Source organism: Vibrio sp. S17_S38, assembly GCF_014694375.1.
In the GTDB taxonomy this organism is placed as follows: Bacteria; Pseudomonadota; Gammaproteobacteria; order Enterobacterales; family Vibrionaceae; genus Vibrio.
Map to the genome: position 1 here is coordinate 237,961 of NZ_JAAUWW010000002.1, position 18,327 is coordinate 256,287.

Annotated in this window: 17 protein-coding genes; 10 read left to right on the forward strand and 7 right to left on the reverse strand. The window is 39.8% G+C overall.

Features of this window, described 5'->3' with window-relative positions; translation table 11 throughout:
• Positions 1–41 precede the first annotated feature (41 nt).
• Both HC725_RS02675 and HC725_RS02680 read left to right on the forward strand, forming a co-directional pair.
• A complete protein-coding gene (locus tag HC725_RS02675) occupies positions 42–1,628 on the forward strand; it encodes a BCCT family transporter (protein ID WP_190330218.1) in 1,587 nt (528 codons plus the stop codon).
• Between the two features lie 145 nt (positions 1,629–1,773).
• The gene (locus HC725_RS02680) at positions 1,774–2,205 is read left to right on the forward strand and encodes a GNAT family N-acetyltransferase (RefSeq protein ID WP_190330219.1); all 432 of its coding nucleotides are present in this window, start codon (positions 1,774–1,776) and stop codon (positions 2,203–2,205) included.
• Positions 2,206–2,248: 43 nt separating this feature from the next.
• On the opposite strand, the gene HC725_RS02685 is transcribed toward HC725_RS02680, so the two are convergent.
• Positions 2,249–3,169 (reverse strand): DMT family transporter, encoded by a 921-nt coding sequence (locus tag HC725_RS02685; protein ID WP_190330220.1) that lies wholly within the window; start codon positions 3,167–3,169, stop codon positions 2,249–2,251.
• A gap of 92 nt (positions 3,170–3,261) precedes the next feature.
• On the opposite strand from HC725_RS02685, the gene HC725_RS02690 reads away from it, so the two are divergent.
• The gene (locus HC725_RS02690; RefSeq protein WP_190330221.1) at positions 3,262–4,158 is read left to right on the forward strand and encodes a LysR family transcriptional regulator; all 897 of its coding nucleotides are present in this window, start codon (positions 3,262–3,264) and stop codon (positions 4,156–4,158) included.
• Positions 4,159–4,315: 157 nt separating this feature from the next.
• Here HC725_RS02690 and pyrC read toward each other — a convergent pair whose 3' ends face one another.
• Positions 4,316–5,344 carry a dihydroorotase gene (gene pyrC, locus HC725_RS02695; RefSeq protein ID WP_190330222.1) on the reverse strand — a complete coding sequence of 343 codons (1,029 nt, stop codon included), beginning with the start codon at positions 5,342–5,344 and terminating at the stop codon, positions 4,316–4,318.
• A gap of 178 nt (positions 5,345–5,522) precedes the next feature.
• Here pyrC and HC725_RS02700 point away from each other — a divergent pair, with 178 nt between their 5' ends.
• The 3 genes from HC725_RS02700 to HC725_RS02710 all read left to right on the forward strand — a co-directional run bounded on the left by HC725_RS02700 (position 5,523) and on the right by HC725_RS02710 (position 9,695).
• Positions 5,523–6,731, forward strand: a complete 1,209-nt coding sequence (locus HC725_RS02700) for a YcbX family protein (protein WP_190330223.1) — start codon at positions 5,523–5,525, stop codon at positions 6,729–6,731.
• Positions 6,732–7,076: 345 nt separating this feature from the next.
• Entirely contained in the window at positions 7,077–8,351 is a 1,275-nt protein-coding gene (locus HC725_RS02705) for a peptidoglycan DD-metalloendopeptidase family protein (protein ID WP_446751345.1), read from the forward strand.
• A gap of 66 nt (positions 8,352–8,417) precedes the next feature.
• Positions 8,418–9,695 (forward strand): MFS transporter, encoded by a 1,278-nt coding sequence (locus tag HC725_RS02710; RefSeq protein ID WP_190330225.1) that lies wholly within the window; start codon positions 8,418–8,420, stop codon positions 9,693–9,695.
• 123 nt (positions 9,696–9,818) lie between these two features.
• Here the strand turns inward: HC725_RS02710 and HC725_RS02715 are convergent, their stop codons facing one another.
• From HC725_RS02715 to HC725_RS02725, 3 genes are all read right to left on the reverse strand, one after another.
• A complete protein-coding gene (locus tag HC725_RS02715) occupies positions 9,819–10,346 on the reverse strand; it encodes an RDD family protein (RefSeq protein ID WP_190330226.1) in 528 nt (175 codons plus the stop codon).
• A 27-nt stretch (positions 10,347–10,373) separates the two neighbouring features.
• The gene (locus HC725_RS02720) at positions 10,374–11,084 is read right to left on the reverse strand and encodes a DUF445 family protein (protein ID WP_190330227.1); all 711 of its coding nucleotides are present in this window, start codon (positions 11,082–11,084) and stop codon (positions 10,374–10,376) included.
• Between the two features lie 123 nt (positions 11,085–11,207).
• Positions 11,208–11,564, reverse strand: a complete 357-nt coding sequence (locus HC725_RS02725) for a YibL family ribosome-associated protein (RefSeq protein ID WP_190330228.1) — start codon at positions 11,562–11,564, stop codon at positions 11,208–11,210.
• 148 nt (positions 11,565–11,712) lie between these two features.
• On the opposite strand from HC725_RS02725, the gene HC725_RS02730 reads away from it, so the two are divergent.
• Positions 11,713–12,186: a peptide-methionine (S)-S-oxide reductase gene (locus HC725_RS02730; RefSeq protein ID WP_190330229.1), complete on the forward strand. Its 474-nt coding sequence runs from the start codon at positions 11,713–11,715 to the stop codon at positions 12,184–12,186.
• 691 nt (positions 12,187–12,877) lie between these two features.
• Here HC725_RS02730 and HC725_RS02735 read toward each other — a convergent pair.
• Positions 12,878–14,347 carry a DEAD/DEAH box helicase gene (locus tag HC725_RS02735; protein WP_190330230.1) on the reverse strand — a complete coding sequence of 490 codons (1,470 nt, stop codon included), beginning with the start codon at positions 14,345–14,347 and terminating at the stop codon, positions 12,878–12,880.
• A 387-nt stretch (positions 14,348–14,734) separates the two neighbouring features.
• On the opposite strand from HC725_RS02735, the gene HC725_RS02740 reads away from it, so the two are divergent.
• From HC725_RS02740 to HC725_RS02750, 3 genes are all read left to right on the forward strand, one after another.
• Positions 14,735–16,051, forward strand: a complete 1,317-nt coding sequence (locus HC725_RS02740; RefSeq protein WP_238928408.1) for a YjiH family protein — start codon at positions 14,735–14,737, stop codon at positions 16,049–16,051.
• A 49-nt stretch (positions 16,052–16,100) separates the two neighbouring features.
• A complete protein-coding gene (locus HC725_RS02745; protein WP_190330232.1) occupies positions 16,101–16,451 on the forward strand; it encodes a hypothetical protein in 351 nt (116 codons plus the stop codon).
• A 278-nt stretch (positions 16,452–16,729) separates the two neighbouring features.
• On the forward strand, positions 16,730–17,275 hold the full coding sequence (locus HC725_RS02750) for a GNAT family N-acetyltransferase (RefSeq protein WP_190330233.1): 546 nt from the start codon (positions 16,730–16,732) through the stop codon (positions 17,273–17,275).
• 79 nt (positions 17,276–17,354) lie between these two features.
• Here the strand turns inward: HC725_RS02750 and HC725_RS02755 are convergent, their stop codons facing one another.
• Complete coding sequence (locus HC725_RS02755; protein ID WP_190330234.1) at positions 17,355–18,191, reverse strand: bifunctional allantoicase/(S)-ureidoglycine aminohydrolase; 837 nt, start codon at positions 18,189–18,191, stop codon at positions 17,355–17,357.
• Positions 18,192–18,327: the final 136 nt, after the last annotated feature.

Sequence of the window (18,327 nt, forward strand, 5' to 3'; positions counted from 1 at the left end):
TTTGTTATGGTACGTGCCATGCAGAGAAAATTGGAGTCAGAATGTCTGATTTAACCAACTCCCTAGATACATCTTCACAATCATCTAATTCTCAATTACAAGAAACCGCTTCATCCACATCTGATAAATTAGGTCTTACCAATCCCGCACTTTGGTATAGCGGTGGTTTTATTGCCCTTTTTGTCGTACTTGCCTTATTCGATGGTCAAGTGCTATCCAGCTTAGTTAATATTGGCTTTGCTTGGTCAGTAGAAGTCTTTGGTCCTTTTTGGCAAGTTCTTTTATTACTTACTTTTCTTATTGGACTTGCTTTAGCCGTCGGACGTACTGGCCGTGTAATCCTTGGTGGTATTGATACACCAGAACTGCCTAATTTTCGTTGGATGTCGATTCTTTTTTGTACTCTACTTGCTGGCGGCGGCGTCTTTTGGGCTGCGGCTGAGCCGATCGCGCACTTTGTTAGCGCACCTCCAATTTATGCTGCCACCGATGATATTCAACAAAGAGCGATTAATGCGCTTTCTCAATCCTTTATGCATTGGGGGTTTTTAGCGTGGGCGATTGTGGGTAGTTTAACGACAATTGTGGTGATGCACCTTCATTACGATAAAGGCTTACCTCTAAAACCTCGAATTTTGCTTTACCCAGTTTTAGGTGAAAGAGCGCTTAATGGACATACTGGAGCCTTGATTGATGCTTGCTGTATCATTGCGGTCGCCGCAGGCACAATTGGCCCAATTGGTTTCCTTGGTTTGCAAATTAGTTATGCTTTAAATGAGTTGTTTAATGTGCCTAATGGCTTCATTACACAGATGATTATCGTATTGTTTGCTATTGTTTTATATACCCTTTCTGCATTAAGTGGTCTAAATCGCGGAATGCAAATGATCAGTCGTTATAATGTTATTTTAGCGGCTGGGTTAATGATTTACATTTTAATCTTTGGCCCTACTAACTTCATTTTCAATGGCTATATTCAAGGCGTTGGAACAATGATTGATAATTTCATTCCTATGGCGACTTATCGTGGTGATGAAGGGTGGTTAAGTGGTTGGACAGTATTTTTCTGGGGATGGTTTTTAGGCTATGGCCCTATGATGGCTATTTTCATTGCTCGTATTTCTCGTGGTCGTTCTATTCGTGAACTGATTTGTACCATAAGTCTAGTGGCACCATTAGTGACGTGTTTTTGGTTCACTATTATCGGTGGTAGCGGATTAGCATTTGAGATAGCTAATCCGGGTAGTATTAGTTCGGCATTTGAAGGCTTCAATCTGCCTGGTGCATTATTTGCGATTACTCAACAATTTCCAATGCCAACCTTAGTGTCGATTTTATTTATTGTACTGACGACGGTATTTATTGTGACAACGGGTGACTCGATGACTTATACCATCAGTGTTGTGATCAGCGGAGAAACAGAACCTAACGCGGTTATTCGAACCTTTTGGGGAGTTATGATGGGCGTGACCGCGATCATTTTGATTTCACTTGGTGAAGGTGGGATCTCGGCGTTGCAATCATTCATTGTGATCACGGCGGTGCCGGTATCGTTTATTTTATTGCCTTCATTGTGGAATGCGCCACAAATTGCAATGAAAATGGCGAAAGAGCAGGGCTTTGATTAATCTATAATATTGATGGCCTAAAAATAATAAAGCCAGCCTTTGGGTTGGTTTTTTTCTATTGAAGTTCGCATAATAAACAAAATGGCTGCAATATTTTGTCACACAGGCTTAAACTTAAACAGAGTTAAATCATAAGGTAATCGCGATGAAGTACTCTATTGTTGAAGCTAGCATAAAAGATTCAGCTTCCATCTCTGAGTTAACAAAAACATTAGGTTATGAAACTACTGAATCTGAAACTCAGCTTTGGTTATCAAATATGCAACATTTTGATCATTATTGCGTGCTATTAGCTTCTACTCCGGAGCAAGTCTTAGGTTGGTTGGTAGTAGAAAAGCGATTGTCACTCGAAACTGGTTTTAAAGCTGAAATTACGGGACTTGTGGTAAGTTCACTTGCTCGTCGATTAGGGGTTGGAAAAGGATTAGTGCTTGCAGCTCAACATTGGGCTCAACAACAAGGATTAAAGTGTTTGATGGTAAGATCAAATATTGCGCGGGAAGAATCGCATGATTTCTATCAAGCTTTGGATTTTATCAAGACGAAAACCACACATGTATATCAAAAAAGTCTTTAATAGCTAGGTGTCATAAGCTTAACACCTAGCGAATATTGATGGATTACGTTTCTGTTGGACGAGGCTTTAAGGTAATTAAGCGAGGCAATAATAAACCCGCGATAACGACAGCAACCCCGACGAGTTGTAATTGGGTCACGCTTTGTCCCATTATCAATGAAGTAAACAAAGCAAATACAGGTACAAAATTAAAGAATAGTGAGGCATTGGCTGAGCCTAGCTGACGCACACCGTTTAACCATAATAAATAACCTGCGACGGTGCCAAAGAGTCCGATGTAAATTATCTCGGTCATACCTACGGTTGAGCTATTCATGAATTCATCAAAAGGGTGAATTTCAGGAGTCATCAAACACATAATCCCAATCACTACCGCACCGCTGACCATGCCGATAAAGGTGTATGGGATCACTGGCATCCAACGGCTGATCCCCTGGCTGCAATAAGTGTATAAACTCCACGCGAGCATTCCGGTAAAAATAAGTTTATCACCATGATTAAGCTGCATATTCAGTAATGTTTCTAGGTGTCCATTAGTGATCACGAGCATGACACCCGATAAACTGACCAATAAACTAAAACATTGCGCACCTGTTGGCAGAGTACGTTTTGCAACACAAGCGATCAGTGATGTCATCAATGGACTGAGCGCCATAATGAGGGAACCATTGGCAGCGCTGGTATAAGTTAGCCCTGTAAATAGGCCGAGATTTAAGCCTCCAACCCCAACGGCGCTCACCGCCACAGCCCAAATCCATTGTTTAGTTGTTAACATGATTTTGGGACTACGAATCATTTTTATATATATAGCTAGACAAATTGCTGCAATCGTAAAGCGCCAAAAGACTAACGTAAAAGCATGCACTTCATTTAAGGCATTTTTACCGAGAGGGAAAGTGCTTCCCCAAAAAAAAGCACACAGAACCAAAAGTAGCGCGGCTTTGGTGGTGGTTGATAAATTCATATTATTCCATCTAACTTGTTAAAAACTTGTCACTAGTGTATTAGTTTCAATAATTAGATAAACAAGCAAAAATAAGATGGTAAATCCTATATATGAAATCTAACTATTCACTTGATGATCTACATTATTTTTGTACTGTAGCACGTCTAAAAAGTTTTAAAGCCGCAGCGGAAAGTTTATCTATGCCACTTTCCACTCTGAGCCGCCGTATTCGTCAATTGGAACAAGACTTGCAACTTAGGTTACTAAACCGAGATGCACACCGAGTATCACTCACGCATACAGGAGAGTTGTATTTCCAGCGGGCGAATGATTTATTTGATGAGCTGAGTGATATTGGTGAAGACTTACACAGTGAAAAATACCAAGCAAAAGGTAAAATTCGTATTAGTGCCCCAATCAATGCTGGCTCTCAGTTTTTACGTGAGATTTTTTATGATTTTTTATTGCAATATCCGGATATTCAACTTGATTTGCATTTTTCTAATACGCTAATTGATATCGAAGAAGAAGGCATGGATGTGGTTTTTCGAGTGGGAAATCCAGTTGTGGACAATTGGATTGCTCGGCCATTAAAGGATATCCATTTTATTTTGTGCGCATGTCCCAACTATGACACCGCAGCAATAACGCATCCGACGGATTTGTGCGGTAAGCCTGTGATCATCTGCCATCCTATGTCTATTTGGCAGTTAGTAAATGTAGAAACTAAGCAAGAATATGATTTCCAAGCTACTAACGGTATCCGATTAGAAGTGGATGAAATTCAGATGTTGACCCATGGCGTTAAAAAAGGTCTAGGTATCGGTTATATCCCAGACTATTTTGCGCATCCAATGATAGAAAATAATGAATTGAGCAGAGTATTACCAGAGTGGCGCAGCAAGGTTAGAACGTTATTTATGTTGTACCGTGATCGCGATAACTTGCCAATGCGAGTGCGGTTGTTTGTCGAGTATGTGGTTGCGCGTTTTGATGAAATGGAATAAATACCTTATCGGATCTTATCGTTTAATTTAATACCTCAATAAATCAACGCTGATTTTACTTATGATGATAAATAAAAAGATCGGGTATGGACTGATTCCAATCCCCGAGCTTTTTATATCAATATTCTGTTAGTGATAAAACATCACGAAATCGTTTTTATTTTACCAACCATTCAATCTGTTCATTGGCTCGGATTGGAACTACAACATCGTCGCCAAAAGGCATCGTTGCAGGCACTGACCATGATGATTTTTCAATGGTGATGGTGTCGCTATTACGCGCGATATTATAGAAATCAGGACCATTATGACTAGCAAACGCTTCTAGATTCTCAAGCTTGCCCTCTTTATCAAATACTTCGGCGTAAAGTTCAATCGAAGCGTGCGCGGTATAAGACCCGGCACAACCACAAGAGGTTTCTTTTTTGCCTTGAGCGTGAGGTGCAGAATCGGTACCGATGAAGAATTTTTTGTTACCGCTGGTGGCTGCTTCTATTAAAGCTTGTTGGTGTGAACCACGCTTCAAAATTGGTAAGCAATAAAAGTGAGGACGGATACCGCCTACTAGCATGTGATTACGATTGAATAATAAGTGGTGCGCAGTAATCGTTGCTGCCACGTTATCGCCCGCATTTTTAACGAATTCAACGGCGTTGCTAGTGGTAATATGCTCTAACACGATTTTTAAATGTGGGAAATCATTGACGATCGGTGCAAGAACCGTACTTAAGAATATTTCTTCACGATCAAAAATATCCACATCGTGAGTTGTCACTTCCCCATGAATAAGCAATAACATGCCAATTTCAGCCATCGCTTCTAAAACAGGGTAGATTTTTTGTGCCGAGGTCACACCAGAATCAGAGTTTGTGGTAGCACCGGCAGGGTAGAGTTTACACGCAACCACTTTGCCAGAAGCGTGTGCGGTGCGAACATCCTCAGCGGTAGTGTTATCGGTTAAATACAGTGCCATCAACGGCTCAAATGCATGGTTTTGGTTATACTCCATAATGCGTTTACGGTATTCAAGCGCCATGTCTAAATTGGTCACGGGTGGAACCGTATTGGGCATGATCAACGCTCGACCATTGTAACGGCTGATATCTTTTACGGTATTGGCTAATGCATCGCCATCGCGTAAATGAACATGCCAATCGTCAGGACGGGTAATGGTTAGGGTTGTCATGAATTTCCACCTTTATTTATGAGCTAATTTCTGATGTTGAATGTTTATGGGCAAAGTCGTACGCAAACGCTTTCGTTTAGAGCGAATCATAGAGGAAATGCCCCTAATTTTCACCTGATCTTTTATAGGGATTTCTGCTAATATTCAATCAACAAAATAAAAAAGCATTGGAGCGGTAATGAGTACGTCTGAATTGGAAAGAAAACTCGCTAAGATTGAAGCTACACTTGGTTTTGATAAGAAAGATGGTCTAGGTGAATATACTCCCGCTTTACTCTCTCAAATTAATGTTTATCCAGTTAAGTCAATCACTGGGATTGAACTGTCGTCATCTTGGGTTGAAAAACAAGGCTTGAGCTTTGACCGTCGTTTTATGGTGGCCGATATGAATGGCAGGATGATCACAGCTCGTGAAAATAATCAAATGGTGCGAGTAAAATCAGCTCTGCAATCCAATGGTTTAGTACTAACCTACCCAGAAGCAAAACCATTGCATATTAAATTTACCGATTGCTTAATGACAGAGGTGACGTGTCAAGTATGGGGCGATGAGTTTCAAGCTTATGCGACGTCAGAAGAAGCTAATCAATGGTTTAGTTTTATTATTGGTAAAAAAGTACAATTATTGTTTACGGGTGAGCAATCGAATCGTCAGCGAGAAAAAATTCAAACCAATGTGAGCTTTGCGGATGGATATCCATTGTTATTGATAAGCCAAGCCTCTCTTGATGAACTAAATCAACGTTGTCTAAATAAAGGAAGCACAGTGCAACACAGCATGGCTCAGTTTAGACCTAATATTGTGGTGTCAGATACGAAAGCTTTTGCTGAGGATGGGTGGAAACGTATTCGTATTGGTGAAGTCGAATTTGAAATCGTTAAATCTTGTATGCGTTGTGTACTTACTACGGTGAATCCTAAAACCGCCATGCGCAGTGAGCAAAATGAACCGCTTAAAACATTATCCACTTTTCGTTCTGATGACGATGGTGGTATTTATTTTGGCCAAAATGTGATCGCTAAAAATGAAGGAATGATCCGTACGGGCGATGTGGTTGAAGTACTCGAAACCAAAGAAAAAGAGCTCTACCAAGATACCAGTGAGGATGTGGTTGAAGCTGAGCCTGTAAAAACCATTATGATTAGTATTGATGGTAATTTATTTGAAGGTGATAACCAGTCAACCTTATTAGAGCAAGCTGAAAAAGCAGGTGTCTCGGTTGCTAATAGTTGCCGATCTGGTTTTTGTGGGACGTGTAAAATGACATTAGAATCTGGCAAGGTTGATCAGCCTGACATGCCAGCTTTATTCCCTGGCGAAATTGATGAAGGTAAAGTGCTTGCGTGTTGCTGCATTCCGAAGTCAGATGTCGAATTAGTCAGCTAGTTTATCCGTCTCTGGCAATAGAATAACCGTCGTTAAGCTGAGGTTTAACGATGGTTTTTATTACTTTATAGGTTACCCGATAAGAGTGAATGCGTTCGCTTTTTTTGTAAAATTAAGTTACATTTCGGCCTGCGTTTTTGAACTCTTTCCGCCTAAGTTGTCTTAGTTGGTCATACTTGGTGAATTCAGGCGCATTTTACAGGCTTGTTCCTGCCGATTTTTTTCAATTTTCTGCCTTATTTTATTATTAAGGTGATGAATTATAAACACGATAAATTATAAACACACAGAATTATGCCTAAACAACGATTATCACAATTACGTAAACATCCTTTATTTCCTCGCATGGTTCAAATTACCATCGGTTTGGTTGTTCTTTGGATCTTATATGCCATTTTTTCGGGGACCAGTGATGGACGGAAATCAGTTGATATGGATATGGATAAAGTTTTAATCAAAGAGCAAGAAGCGGTGGCTAAAACTAAACCTATTCGACCACTAGAAAATCCACCTCTATTCGCTTATCAGATTCAAGATGGGGATAATTTAAGTAGCATTTTTGTTCGTTTAGGTGTGCCATATGGCGACATGCTCAGCGTTATGGATACCGACCAAAACCATTTAACGTTAGATACATTACGACCGGGTAACACATTAAAAATTTGGATGGATGAAGATCAAAAGCATCTCACTAAATTAGAAGTGGAATTTACCATCGCTGATAAAGTGGAGTTTACTCGTAACGATGATGCGAGTTATACCTTTGATGAGATTACCCTTGAGGGTGAATGGAAGACTTACCCATTGGTGGGTGAAATTCAAGGCAGCTTTTCAACCTCAGTTTATAAAGTGGGTGTGTCAGGTCGTGAAATTGCCAATATTACTCAAATTTTAAAAGATAAACTTAACTTTGGGCGTGATTTGCGCGCTGGAGATAAGTTTGAAATTTTGCAAAAACGTCAATTCATAGATGGAATTGCCAGTGGCAATCGTGAGATTGATGCGATTAGAATTTATAATAGGGGTAATGTGATCAGCGCGTATTTGCATACGGATGGTCAATATTACGATAAACACGGTGACAGTTTACAACGTGCATTTTTACGGTGGCCAACCAAAATACATTATCGTATTAGTTCACCATTTGATCCTCACCGGTTGCATCCTGTCACGCACCGTTTAGCTCCACATAATGGTACGGATATTGCTGCACCTAGTGGTACCGATGTATTTGCGACGGGGGATGGGATTGTGACTATGACTACTAATCATCCATATGCAGGTAAATATATATCTATCCAACATAGTACGACCTATTCGACTCGTTATTTACACTTGAGTAAAATGTTAGTGCGTAAAGGGCAAGCAGTACACCGTGGACAATTGATTGCTAAATCGGGGGCTACTGGACGGGTAACTGGTCCTCACTTGCATTATGAGTTCATCATTCGTAATCATCCAGTGAATTTTTTAACGGCGAAAATTCCTATGGCGACATCTATTTCTAAGAAAGATAAAGCCGCGTTTAATGCGAATGTAAAACAAATAGATGAAGAATTTAAACAAGCAAAAGAGATAGCAAAACAGGAAGATAAGTCGGCCGAAAATAAGTCGAGTTAGATCATAAACATAAGGCAAGTGATTGGATTAATCTCACTTGCCTTTTTCATTTTAAATGGATTGAAAATGGATAATTTAACAACCCCACCTTTAACTACTCCTCCTTTAGAGTCGCAAGCTAAGTCAGATAAAGCATTACAGCATCACACCGATATAAAACATAAATATAGCTGGCAAAACCCGCAAACTTTTTTGTTATTGGTTTCGATTGTCGTCCCGATTGCTTTTGCTAGCTGGCAAGCGCTGCTGAATAACTTTGTCATTGAAAAAGCGGCGTTCACTGGTGCCGATATTGGTTTGTTGCAAAGCGTGCGTGAAATTCCGGGCTTTCTAGCGTTTACGGTTGTCTTTGTGCTGCTATTTATTCGCGAACAGAAGTTTATGATCGTTGCATTAGCCATGCTCTCTGTTGGCGTTGCTGTTACGGGTTTTTTCCCATCGATATTGGGTTTATTGCTGACGACATTATTGATGTCTACTGGTTTCCATTACTTTGAAACCTTAAAGCAATCCTTGTCCCTACAGTGGTTATCAAAAGAAGAAGCACCAGAATTTTTAGGAAAATTAATTGCAGTTGGTGCGCTAGCTTCACTCCTTACTTATGGTGCTCTGTGGAGCATGCTAGAGGTATTAAAATTAAATTACTGGCATGTTTATTTGATCACCGGCAGTGTTGCATTGGCGGTTACTGTATTTATGGCGGTTGCGTTTCCTCAATTTGAATCGACAACCATTCAAAATAAGAATTTAGTCTTACGCAAACGTTATTGGTTATATTACGCTTTAACGTTTATGAGCGGTGCGCGTCGTCAGATTTTTACCGTATTTGCGGGCTTTTTGATGGTTGAGAAATTTCACTATTCAGCTGCAGATATTACGTTATTATTTTTAGTCAATTATGTGTTTAATTTCGTATTCGCTAAAAAAATTGGCCGCTTCATTGGTGTGGTCGGTGAGCGTAAAGCGTTGATCTTTGAATATGTTGGCTTGATCTTAGTCTTTGTTGGCTATGCGTTGGTTCATAATGCGCATTTAGCGGCCGGTTTGTATGTTATTGATCATTTATTCTTTGCTTTAGCATTAGCGGTAAAAACATACTTTCAAAAGATAGCGGATCCAAAAGATATGGCATCAACGGCGGGCGTATCATTTACCATTAATCATATTGCAGCGGTCATTATTCCAGTTAGTTTTGGTTTACTGTGGCTCCAGTCTCCCGCGGCGGTATTTTATATTGGCGCAACAATGGCGGCTGTTTCACTATTGCTCGCTTTTAATGTTCCTTCAAAACCAAGTATAGATAATGAAGTGTGTATGTTTAGGTGGGGAAAGAAAGTAGATTAGTACCTGCAAGCACCTAAGTTTCCAAGAAAGAAAAAAGACTGGTTTACTAGTGAACTAAAAATAACAAGGCCGAACAGATAATAATTTCTGTTCGGCCTTGTTGTTTAACGCGATGTTATAAATTTATTTATTCGACCAATCAGGTTGAAAGGTATTACTTTTAGGCCGAATCACAACACTGCCAGCTAGTTTGTCGTGAAAGCCTTGTTTTTTACTATCAAATGCCACCCAAAGAAAACCTAATAAAAATAGAAAGGTTGAAACAAAATACCCTAAATAGCGAATAATGGATTGCGGGGTCGTTAGTGGTAAACCCGTTTTTGCATCGACCACTTGAGCTTTGATTAACATTTTCCCCGGTGTGGCAGAACGGTAACGCCAAAACAAAACGGTAATGATCAGCAGAGGTAGATAACTCCATAATGTACCTTGCGGTAAAATACTTGACCAAGATGTACTAAATGAATGAAAACTTCCCATGTCATTTTCGACCGAGTAACTTTCAACATTATTGAACATACTGCCAAGAGGCAATAAAAGTAATAGGCAAGAATAAAGAACAGTATCGACTAGGCTGGCTCCAACGCGAGCCCAAAAACCGACATATTCATACTCAATAGGTGTTCCGAGTGGGTTGTTGAAATTAACCATGTTGATCCCTACTAAATGATAAATCTATTATAGATAATTGACGAATGCTGATAATACGCCGATAAGCCCACCAAACACACCACCCCAAACGACAAGCCATCCCAAATGCTGCTTAATCATGACTTGTACCATTTCTTTCACCATTTTAGGCGTTAGCTCATTAAGTCTTTGGTCGATAATAGTTTCAATTTTAGAGTTAATGTCACCCAACATGGATTGACTGTGCAGTTGCTGCTGAACGGCTTGTTGTATTTGTTCACTGTGACTAAGTTCAATAATAGATTGCTGCATTTTTTCAATAAATGGTTGCTTGAGTGGCTGTAGAGCTTCCGCCCCACCAAACATTGCCAGCATTCCACCAAATGATGAGTTTACAATAACCTCAGTCAATGAATCAAAAGTAGGGGCTAAATCGATTTTCTCAATAATCGGTTGAAGATCTAGGCCTTTACCCTGAGACATCTCACCACTAACAAAGTTCTCAATATTACGCTGAGTGAAAAATTGCGTCATCATTAAGTGTTTAATGGCCGCTTTAAATTCTTCAAAACGCGCAGGTATAATACCAGAGCCATATAAACCGGGTACTTTCTCAAATAACATGTGCACTGCTAACCAGTTGGTGATAGCACCAGAAAATGCAAATAAACCAGCATAAAGAATGGTGGTTTGCTGAGTTACATAACCAATAGCAAGCAGTATTAAAGAAATGAGGTTAGTAATAAGGCTTTTATTCATGATGTCTACTTTGTTTGAGTTAATGAATATCTAAGAAAATAGGTAATAAAAAAGATGATAACTTGGAAAAGTATCATCTTTTTAAGAAAACGTTCAATGTCGATATATTAGATTATGCAGACATTAGAACTTGATCGGAGAAAAGCCCGTCATGACTTCTAAATTCAATTGCTTACCAATTTTAGTAATAGGGTGAACAATAATTAAGCCTTTTACTGATTTCTTTAAACTACCTTGATCGGCTTGTTCTGCTTTAGTCAGCTCGCGAATAAACGGCATTGCCAATAATGCTTTACGCTCTTTGTTCAGATCAAAGCTATCTTTGTGATTCATCTGCGCTAGCTTTTTGCTGATTTGCTTGATTTCAGTTTCAAATTGAAAAATCATTGCTTTATCTGCACGTTTTTGTGCCGCTTCTAACTTATGACGGCATTTATCGAGTCGGTTGTTTAGTTGTTGTTTTTCATCATTTTGGCTCATATATACACCAGTCAAGTTATCACAAATACAAAGGGCGCAAATTGTAGCATAAGCCATGGCGTTCACCTATTGTTACTTGGAGGGGTTTCAATGGGATCCGTGACGGTTATAATGAAGAAAATATAGGTGTAAGGATCAGAGTAAAATAATGAACGAAATATTTTTTGCGGGTGGCTGCTTGTGGGGTGTTCAGGAGTTTATGCGTCATTTACCTGGTGTTTTGATGACAGAAGCGGGCCGAGCCAATGGGCAGAATCATGATACGCAAGGGGATTACGATGGTTATGCGGAATGCGTCCGAACTCAGTTTGATCCGAACCAAGTTTCTATTCACCAGTTGATGGATTACTTTTTTGAAATCATTGACCCTTATAGTCTTAATCAGCAAGGGGAAGATGTAGGTGAAAAGTACCGAACTGGGGTTTATAGCAGTGACGATACGACCTTACTGATTGTTGAACGATACATAGCTAAACGTGATGATGCAGATAAAATTGTGGTAGAAGTCATGACACTATCAAATTATGTAAAAAGTGATGATGAGCATCAAGATCGATTGACTTTACACCCTAATGATTATTGTCATATTCCGTTTGATCTTTTACATAAATACCGACAATAACGAAATCATTTCTAGCTTGGTAAAAATAAGAAAAACCCCCGACATTTGAATATCGGGGGTTAATGTCTTACTCGCAGCAATCCGGCTACTTTTCATGCTCCATGCATCAAATCCGTGATAGTTTGCTTGTCCTAAGCTTATCCATTATCTCGCATCCTAGCGGTGTCCAATTTATTCCATATAAACTAATCTTCCTGAATAGCATTCAATCACTTGTTCCCTGAGCGGTGTCCTTTCCTCAATCTTGAGGTATACATAAATCCATTTTAAGTTACGTCCTGCAACTTAGTTATATCCGTTCATTGTCCTGCATCCTGCCGGTCGCCAACCCTAGCCACCGTACTTTTGTTTATAGGCTCCTGCCAACAAAAGTTTATCCATTAATCTTATCTGTTAGTAAGTTCAATCCTTTTATTACGGTTTGTTTTCCGTTAACAAGATTGCTTCCTTTCGACAAAGTTAAGATTACTTGATTTTGATATTGCCACAAGACGATAAATAGAATTAAGAATTAGATGATAAATAGGGGGTATAAAAAACCCATTAAATAACAGTTATTTAATGGGTTTTATTGTATGCATATAAATATTTAAAACGTTTTTTCGCACAGTAAGCGTAAGCGATCTCTCACATTTAGTTGAGCCGTTAGTGATGAGAACGCTTATTTTTATATTAAATCGAACATTAGCAACTAGTTAGATTTAAAGTTACTGCCATTATTTTTTGGGTTACGTCGTGGGGCTGCTGGCTTTGCTCCATTTGCTGCGCCTGAGCTATTCGGGCGAGTTGCACTTGAGCTTGTATTGCTTGGGCGAGCGCGAGGTGCATCTGAACGTGGGCCTGACGCTTGCGCTCCATCATTACTGGCTGTTGCTGGTTTAGCTGCACCAGTATGACGACGGTTTTTGCTGACAGGTTTGTGCCCACGGGCATTATCACTCGAGCGTTGTCCGTCGTTATGAGCCTTCGGTTTTTTCGGTTTTTTCGGCTTCATCGGACGCATATCTAGATTCGATGCAGGCAGTGTATTGACGACTTTGAAGCCTTCGAGTTCCATGCGCGGTAACACTTGCTTGATTAAACGCTCAATCGAAAACAAATCATGTACTTCGTCGATGCAGACTAAAGAAATCGCTTTACCAGTTGCGCCAGCACGACCAGTACGGCCAATACGGTGAACATAATCTTCAGATACATGAGGTAAATCGAAGTTTACTACTTGAGGCAGTTGAGCAATATCGATACCGCGAGCGGCGATATCGGTTGCGACTAATACTCGAACTTCACCTGTTTTGAAGTTTTCTAATGCTTTAGTACGTGCACCTTGGCTCTTGTTGCCGTGAATAGCGGCAGATGTAATGCCTCTTTCATCTAAGAAACGGCTCAAACGATTCGCACCATGCTTAGTTTTGCTAAAGACCAACACTTGTTGCCAATCGTTATCTTCGATCAGTTTTAATAGCATCGGTGATTTTTGTTTTTGATCCGCAGGGTAGATGGATTGCTCAACCGTAGTGGCAGTTTGGTTCGCAGGATTAACTGAAATCTCAACAGGATTATTGACTAAGCCTTTAGCTAGATTACGAATATCATCAGAAAACGTCGCTGAAAACAGAAGATTCTGGCGTTTAGCGGGTAAGAAACTCAAAATTTTACGAATATCGCGAATAAAGCCCATATCCAACATGCGATCCGCTTCATCAAGTACAAGTACTTCAAGTTGTGAGAAACGTACGGCATTTTGGTTGTATAAATCAAGCAAACGGCCAGGTGTTGCTACTAATACATCGACACCTTGACGCAGTTTCATCATTTGAGGGTTAATTTTAACACCACCAAATACCACAGCAGAAGTCAGGCGAGTATGTCGGCTGTATTGTTCCACATTCTTATGTACTTGAGCGGCAAGTTCACGAGTTGGAGTTAAGATTAAAGTACGCACCTGATTCGGACGAACACGCTCACCACCAAGTAAGCGTTCTAGAATTGGAAGAGTAAAACCCGCTGTTTTACCAGTTCCTGTTTGGGCTGCAGCCATGACATCCTTGCCTTCGATAACCGCTGGAATTGCTTTTGCTTGAATTGGTGAAGGTGTGTTATAGCCCTGCTCTTCTACTGCTTTTAGTAGAGGTGCAGAAAGTCCCAAAGAGGAAAAACTCATATAGTGGTCTCAGTAATTAATAGATAGCCGATGTGGCTTTGAAAGGCATGCATGGTAAGCCGAAAGTATTAAAGATCAGTCTACCATTTTTTGAATGCGCTATTCTGAGGCTTTTACAAGCAAGCAGCAACCACTATCGTCATTATTCGTGTTTTTCTTGGTGTCGAGTATTCCACTTTGACTCAAATATCGGTATTCTTGCCGCCAGTGAATAAATCACGGATAGATAGTGAATAGTTATGCGATGGATTGCGCAATATTTAAGCATTGTCATTTGAGAGCATAATGAATAAGACCTCAGAAACGCTAGAAGATCCATCTTTAGTTGAATCAACTGTCGGCGATCATCCTCTAAGTTATAAGTCGTACCCAACAAAAACCTATTTAATGTTCCTCATTCCATCATTGATTGGTTTGTTTTTGTTTATGGCTCCGATTCAATATCAAGACTCATATACCATTCCTGTTGCCGTTTTAGCCAAATCGATGCAAGCGCTTCTGGCGAATCATATTGTTGATATAGTGACACTGGTGATCGCATTTATGTCGGTGGCGACGTTAGCTTGCCAAGTGGTTAAACCCAAGTTCGTTCAGAATAATCCTTTCTTAAACAGTTTAATGAACCCAAGTCCAATTTGGTTGATCGTACGCTTATTGGGCGGATTGGCTGCGGTGATGAGTCATAGCCAGCTTGGGCCTGAATTTATTTGGGAAGAGAATACCGGTGGCATGGTATTAAATGGTTTATTGCCAACATTATTTTGCGTGTTCATTTTTGCTGGAATGTTATTACCGCTTTTACTTAATTTTGGTCTGCTAGAACTATTTGGCACTTTATTAAGTAAAGTGATGAGACCAATTTTCAACTTACCGGGCCGCTCTGCGATTGATTGTATGGCATCTTGGTTGGGTGACGGTTCGGTTGGCATCTTACTGACCAGTAAACAGTATGAAGATAAATTTTATACGCAACGTGAAGCGGCCATTGTAGGAACCACCTTTTCTGCTGTATCTATTACCTTTAGTTTGGTCGTTATTGCGCAAGTTGGTTTGGAGTATTTATTTCTGCCATTTTACGCGGCGGTATGTTTAGCCGGATTTGTCGCAGCGATTATTTTGCCTCGTATTCCACCACTACGTTGGAAGAAAGACGTTTTTGTTGATGGCAGTGTACCTGATCGTAAAGCTGATGATTTACCAGAAGGACATACTAACTATACTTGGGGCATGACACTCGCATTAAGAAAGGCCCATAACGTACCGTCTTTTAAAAGTGTGCTAGGTGAAGGTGTGCGTAATGCGATTGATATGGTGTTTGGCGTGTTACCAGTCGTAATGGCGCTAGGGACACTTGCTTTGATTATTGCTGAACATACCTCTGTATTTTCTATTTTAGGCCAACCATTTATTCCTTATTTGAAATTACTTGGTGTGCCAGAAGCCGTTGAAGCATCGCAAACCATTGTGGTGGGCTTTGCTGATATGTTCATTCCCGCGATTCTTGCCGCTCCGATTCACAGTGATATGACTCGTTTTATCATTGCGGCTATGTCGGTGACTCAGCTTATATATATGTCAGAAGTCGGTGCATTATTGTTAGGCAGTAAAATTCCAGTGGCACTATGGGAACTGTTTATTATCTTTATTTTACGGACTTTAATTACCTTGCCTGTTATTGTCGCGGTCGCACATTTGGTTTTCTAGTCTTTATCGTTAGTAAATCTAATCCAATTTATAAAAGAGTAATCAAACTATGCAACAAGATGAATTTGAAACATTAGTAAAAACGTTGTGCACACTTGACGCTGTACCTCAAATCTTGAAATTTCTACAGATGAATAGCGATGCTGATGTCTCGGAAGCCGCTAAGTCTTTATCTGGCCAGTTTGCGCTGGCTGATGTTGATGGTGAAAGTCGTATTTATCATGTGACTACTGAGAAAGATGAGCAAGGTGTAGAGCAAGAATACGTTGAACATATTATGAACGAAGGGGATGATGTTATCCGCTTTGTAGCTTGGTTCTTTGAAATTTTATTTGAAGTGAAAATGAAAGATACTTATCAAGCGGCAGGTAAAACATACGTTCAACCTAAGCGTAGTTAACCTGAACTGAGATAATTAGTACTGAATATCTAACAAAGCCAATGGTTATTCCCATTGGTTTTGTTGTTTTAGTTCTGAATAATATTTCATTTTAGTCAATAAGTTAAAATTTAGCATATCATATTGAAATTAAGTTGAAAAACAGTCGTAACTTTCTTTGGTTTTATTATACAGTAAGACTTGATATTGAGTTTTTATTCATTTAATTAATATAAAAATATAGCAATCTTGGTCGATGGAATTTGACTCTGTTGATAGCATTAAGGAAGGGATGTCTGATGAAAATAAGGGAAGCTGAATTCAATGATTATGCCCAAATTGCAGCATTGCACACTGCAAATTGGCAGCAAGCTTATGCTGGTATTTTAGATGATGATTATTTACAGAATCAACTACTTGATGAACGAAAAGCGATTTGGCAAACCCGCTTAATCCATCCTTCATTGAACCAAGGTATTTTGCTATTGGAAGATAATGATCAGCTTTGTGGTTTTATTTGCTTATATGGTAACCATAGTTTTGATTACGGTACCATTATTGACAACTTGCATGTTGCGTCTGGCTTTCGAGGGAAAGGGTTTGGTAAGCAGTTGATGGCAGAAGCCGCAACTTGGGCGAATAAACATTTTTCTAGTTTGGGTATGTATTTAGAAGTATTAAAAGCTAACCAAGCAGCAATAAACTTTTATTTATCCGTCGGGGCTACGGACAGTAAAGATATGGTATGGAATGCGCCATGTGGTACTAAAGTGCCTTGTCATACTTATACTTGGCAATCTCCTGATCAGCTTAAACAAGCGGTATTATGCCATTCACAAGCCTAAATGTTTAAACTCAAAGAATAAAAAACCGAGTTATAAGCTCGGTTTTTTTACGATTAATTTCAATTAAATGAGAATCACATTAGTTGCGCGGACGAATAAATGGCATATGGCGATTCACATCTTTATATAAAAGATAACGGAATGGACCAGGGCCACCTGCGTAACAAGATTGTGGGCAGAATGCACGCAGCCACATGAAATCACCGGCTTCAACTTCAACCCAGTCTTGGTTCAAGTGGTACACCGCTTTGCCTTGTAGAACATATAAACCATGTTCCATTACATGCGTTTCATCAAATGGGATCACAGTACCTGGCTGGAATGTCACGATATTAACATGCATATCATGGCGCATATCGGTAGAATCAACAAAGCGAGTGGTTGCCCAGCCTTCATCTGTATCCGGCATTGCGATTGGTGCAAGATCATTTTCATTAGTAACGAACGCTTCCGGTAATTCAAGACCGTCAACAAATTGGTAAGCTTTACGGATCCAATGGAAACGCACTGGTTGGTCATTATTATTATGAACCGTCCATTTACAACCCGGTGGCAAGAATGCATAGCCGCCTTCAGTCATATGATGTGCCTTGCCTTCAATCGTAATGTCCATTTCACCGGCAACAACAAATAAAACACCTTCAGCATTAGGATCAAGCTCTGGTTTGTCAGAACCACCTTCAGGGGAGATCTCTACAATATATTGCGAAAAGGTTTCAGAGAATCCGCTCAATGGGCGGGCGATAACCCACATGCGCATGTTTTCCCAAAATGGCAGAAAGCTTGTAACGATATCGGTCATGACTCGCTTGGGAATAATGGCGTAAGCTTCTGTTAGTACTGCGCGGTCTGAAAGTAATTGAGTTTGAGGTGGTAACCCACCTTCTGGTGAGTAATAAGCGTGTTTCTTGCTCATGTATTGTGATCCTTCATAAAACGAGAGGGGAAATGATACGTAAACGTTAATAACTGATGAATTCACTATACTACATTGTATACAAAATTAAACAACAAAGTTCACAATATTTAGGTTTTCTATTTAAAATAACCAC

Coding starts and splice junctions, on each gene's coding strand:
- HC725_RS02675 (WP_190330218.1), top strand. CDS start 42: ATGTCTGATTTAACCAACTCCCTAGATACATCTTCACAATCATCTAAT.
- HC725_RS02680 (WP_190330219.1), top strand. CDS start 1,774: ATGAAGTACTCTATTGTTGAAGCTAGCATAAAAGATTCAGCTTCCATC.
- HC725_RS02685 (WP_190330220.1), bottom strand. CDS start 3,169: ATGAATTTATCAACCACCACCAAAGCCGCGCTACTTTTGGTTCTGTGT.
- HC725_RS02690 (WP_190330221.1), top strand. CDS start 3,262: ATGAAATCTAACTATTCACTTGATGATCTACATTATTTTTGTACTGTA.
- pyrC (WP_190330222.1), bottom strand. CDS start 5,344: ATGACAACCCTAACCATTACCCGTCCTGACGATTGGCATGTTCATTTA.
- HC725_RS02700 (WP_190330223.1), top strand. CDS start 5,523: ATGAGTACGTCTGAATTGGAAAGAAAACTCGCTAAGATTGAAGCTACA.
- HC725_RS02705 (WP_446751345.1), top strand. CDS start 7,077: ATGGTTCAAATTACCATCGGTTTGGTTGTTCTTTGGATCTTATATGCC.
- HC725_RS02710 (WP_190330225.1), top strand. CDS start 8,418: ATGGATAATTTAACAACCCCACCTTTAACTACTCCTCCTTTAGAGTCG.
- HC725_RS02715 (WP_190330226.1), bottom strand. CDS start 10,346: ATGGTTAATTTCAACAACCCACTCGGAACACCTATTGAGTATGAATAT.
- HC725_RS02720 (WP_190330227.1), bottom strand. CDS start 11,084: ATGAATAAAAGCCTTATTACTAACCTCATTTCTTTAATACTGCTTGCT.
- HC725_RS02725 (WP_190330228.1), bottom strand. CDS start 11,564: ATGAGCCAAAATGATGAAAAACAACAACTAAACAACCGACTCGATAAA.
- HC725_RS02730 (WP_190330229.1), top strand. CDS start 11,713: ATGAACGAAATATTTTTTGCGGGTGGCTGCTTGTGGGGTGTTCAGGAG.
- HC725_RS02735 (WP_190330230.1), bottom strand. CDS start 14,347: ATGAGTTTTTCCTCTTTGGGACTTTCTGCACCTCTACTAAAAGCAGTA.
- HC725_RS02740 (WP_238928408.1), top strand. CDS start 14,735: ATGTTCCTCATTCCATCATTGATTGGTTTGTTTTTGTTTATGGCTCCG.
- HC725_RS02745 (WP_190330232.1), top strand. CDS start 16,101: ATGCAACAAGATGAATTTGAAACATTAGTAAAAACGTTGTGCACACTT.
- HC725_RS02750 (WP_190330233.1), top strand. CDS start 16,730: ATGAAAATAAGGGAAGCTGAATTCAATGATTATGCCCAAATTGCAGCA.
- HC725_RS02755 (WP_190330234.1), bottom strand. CDS start 18,191: ATGAGCAAGAAACACGCTTATTACTCACCAGAAGGTGGGTTACCACCT.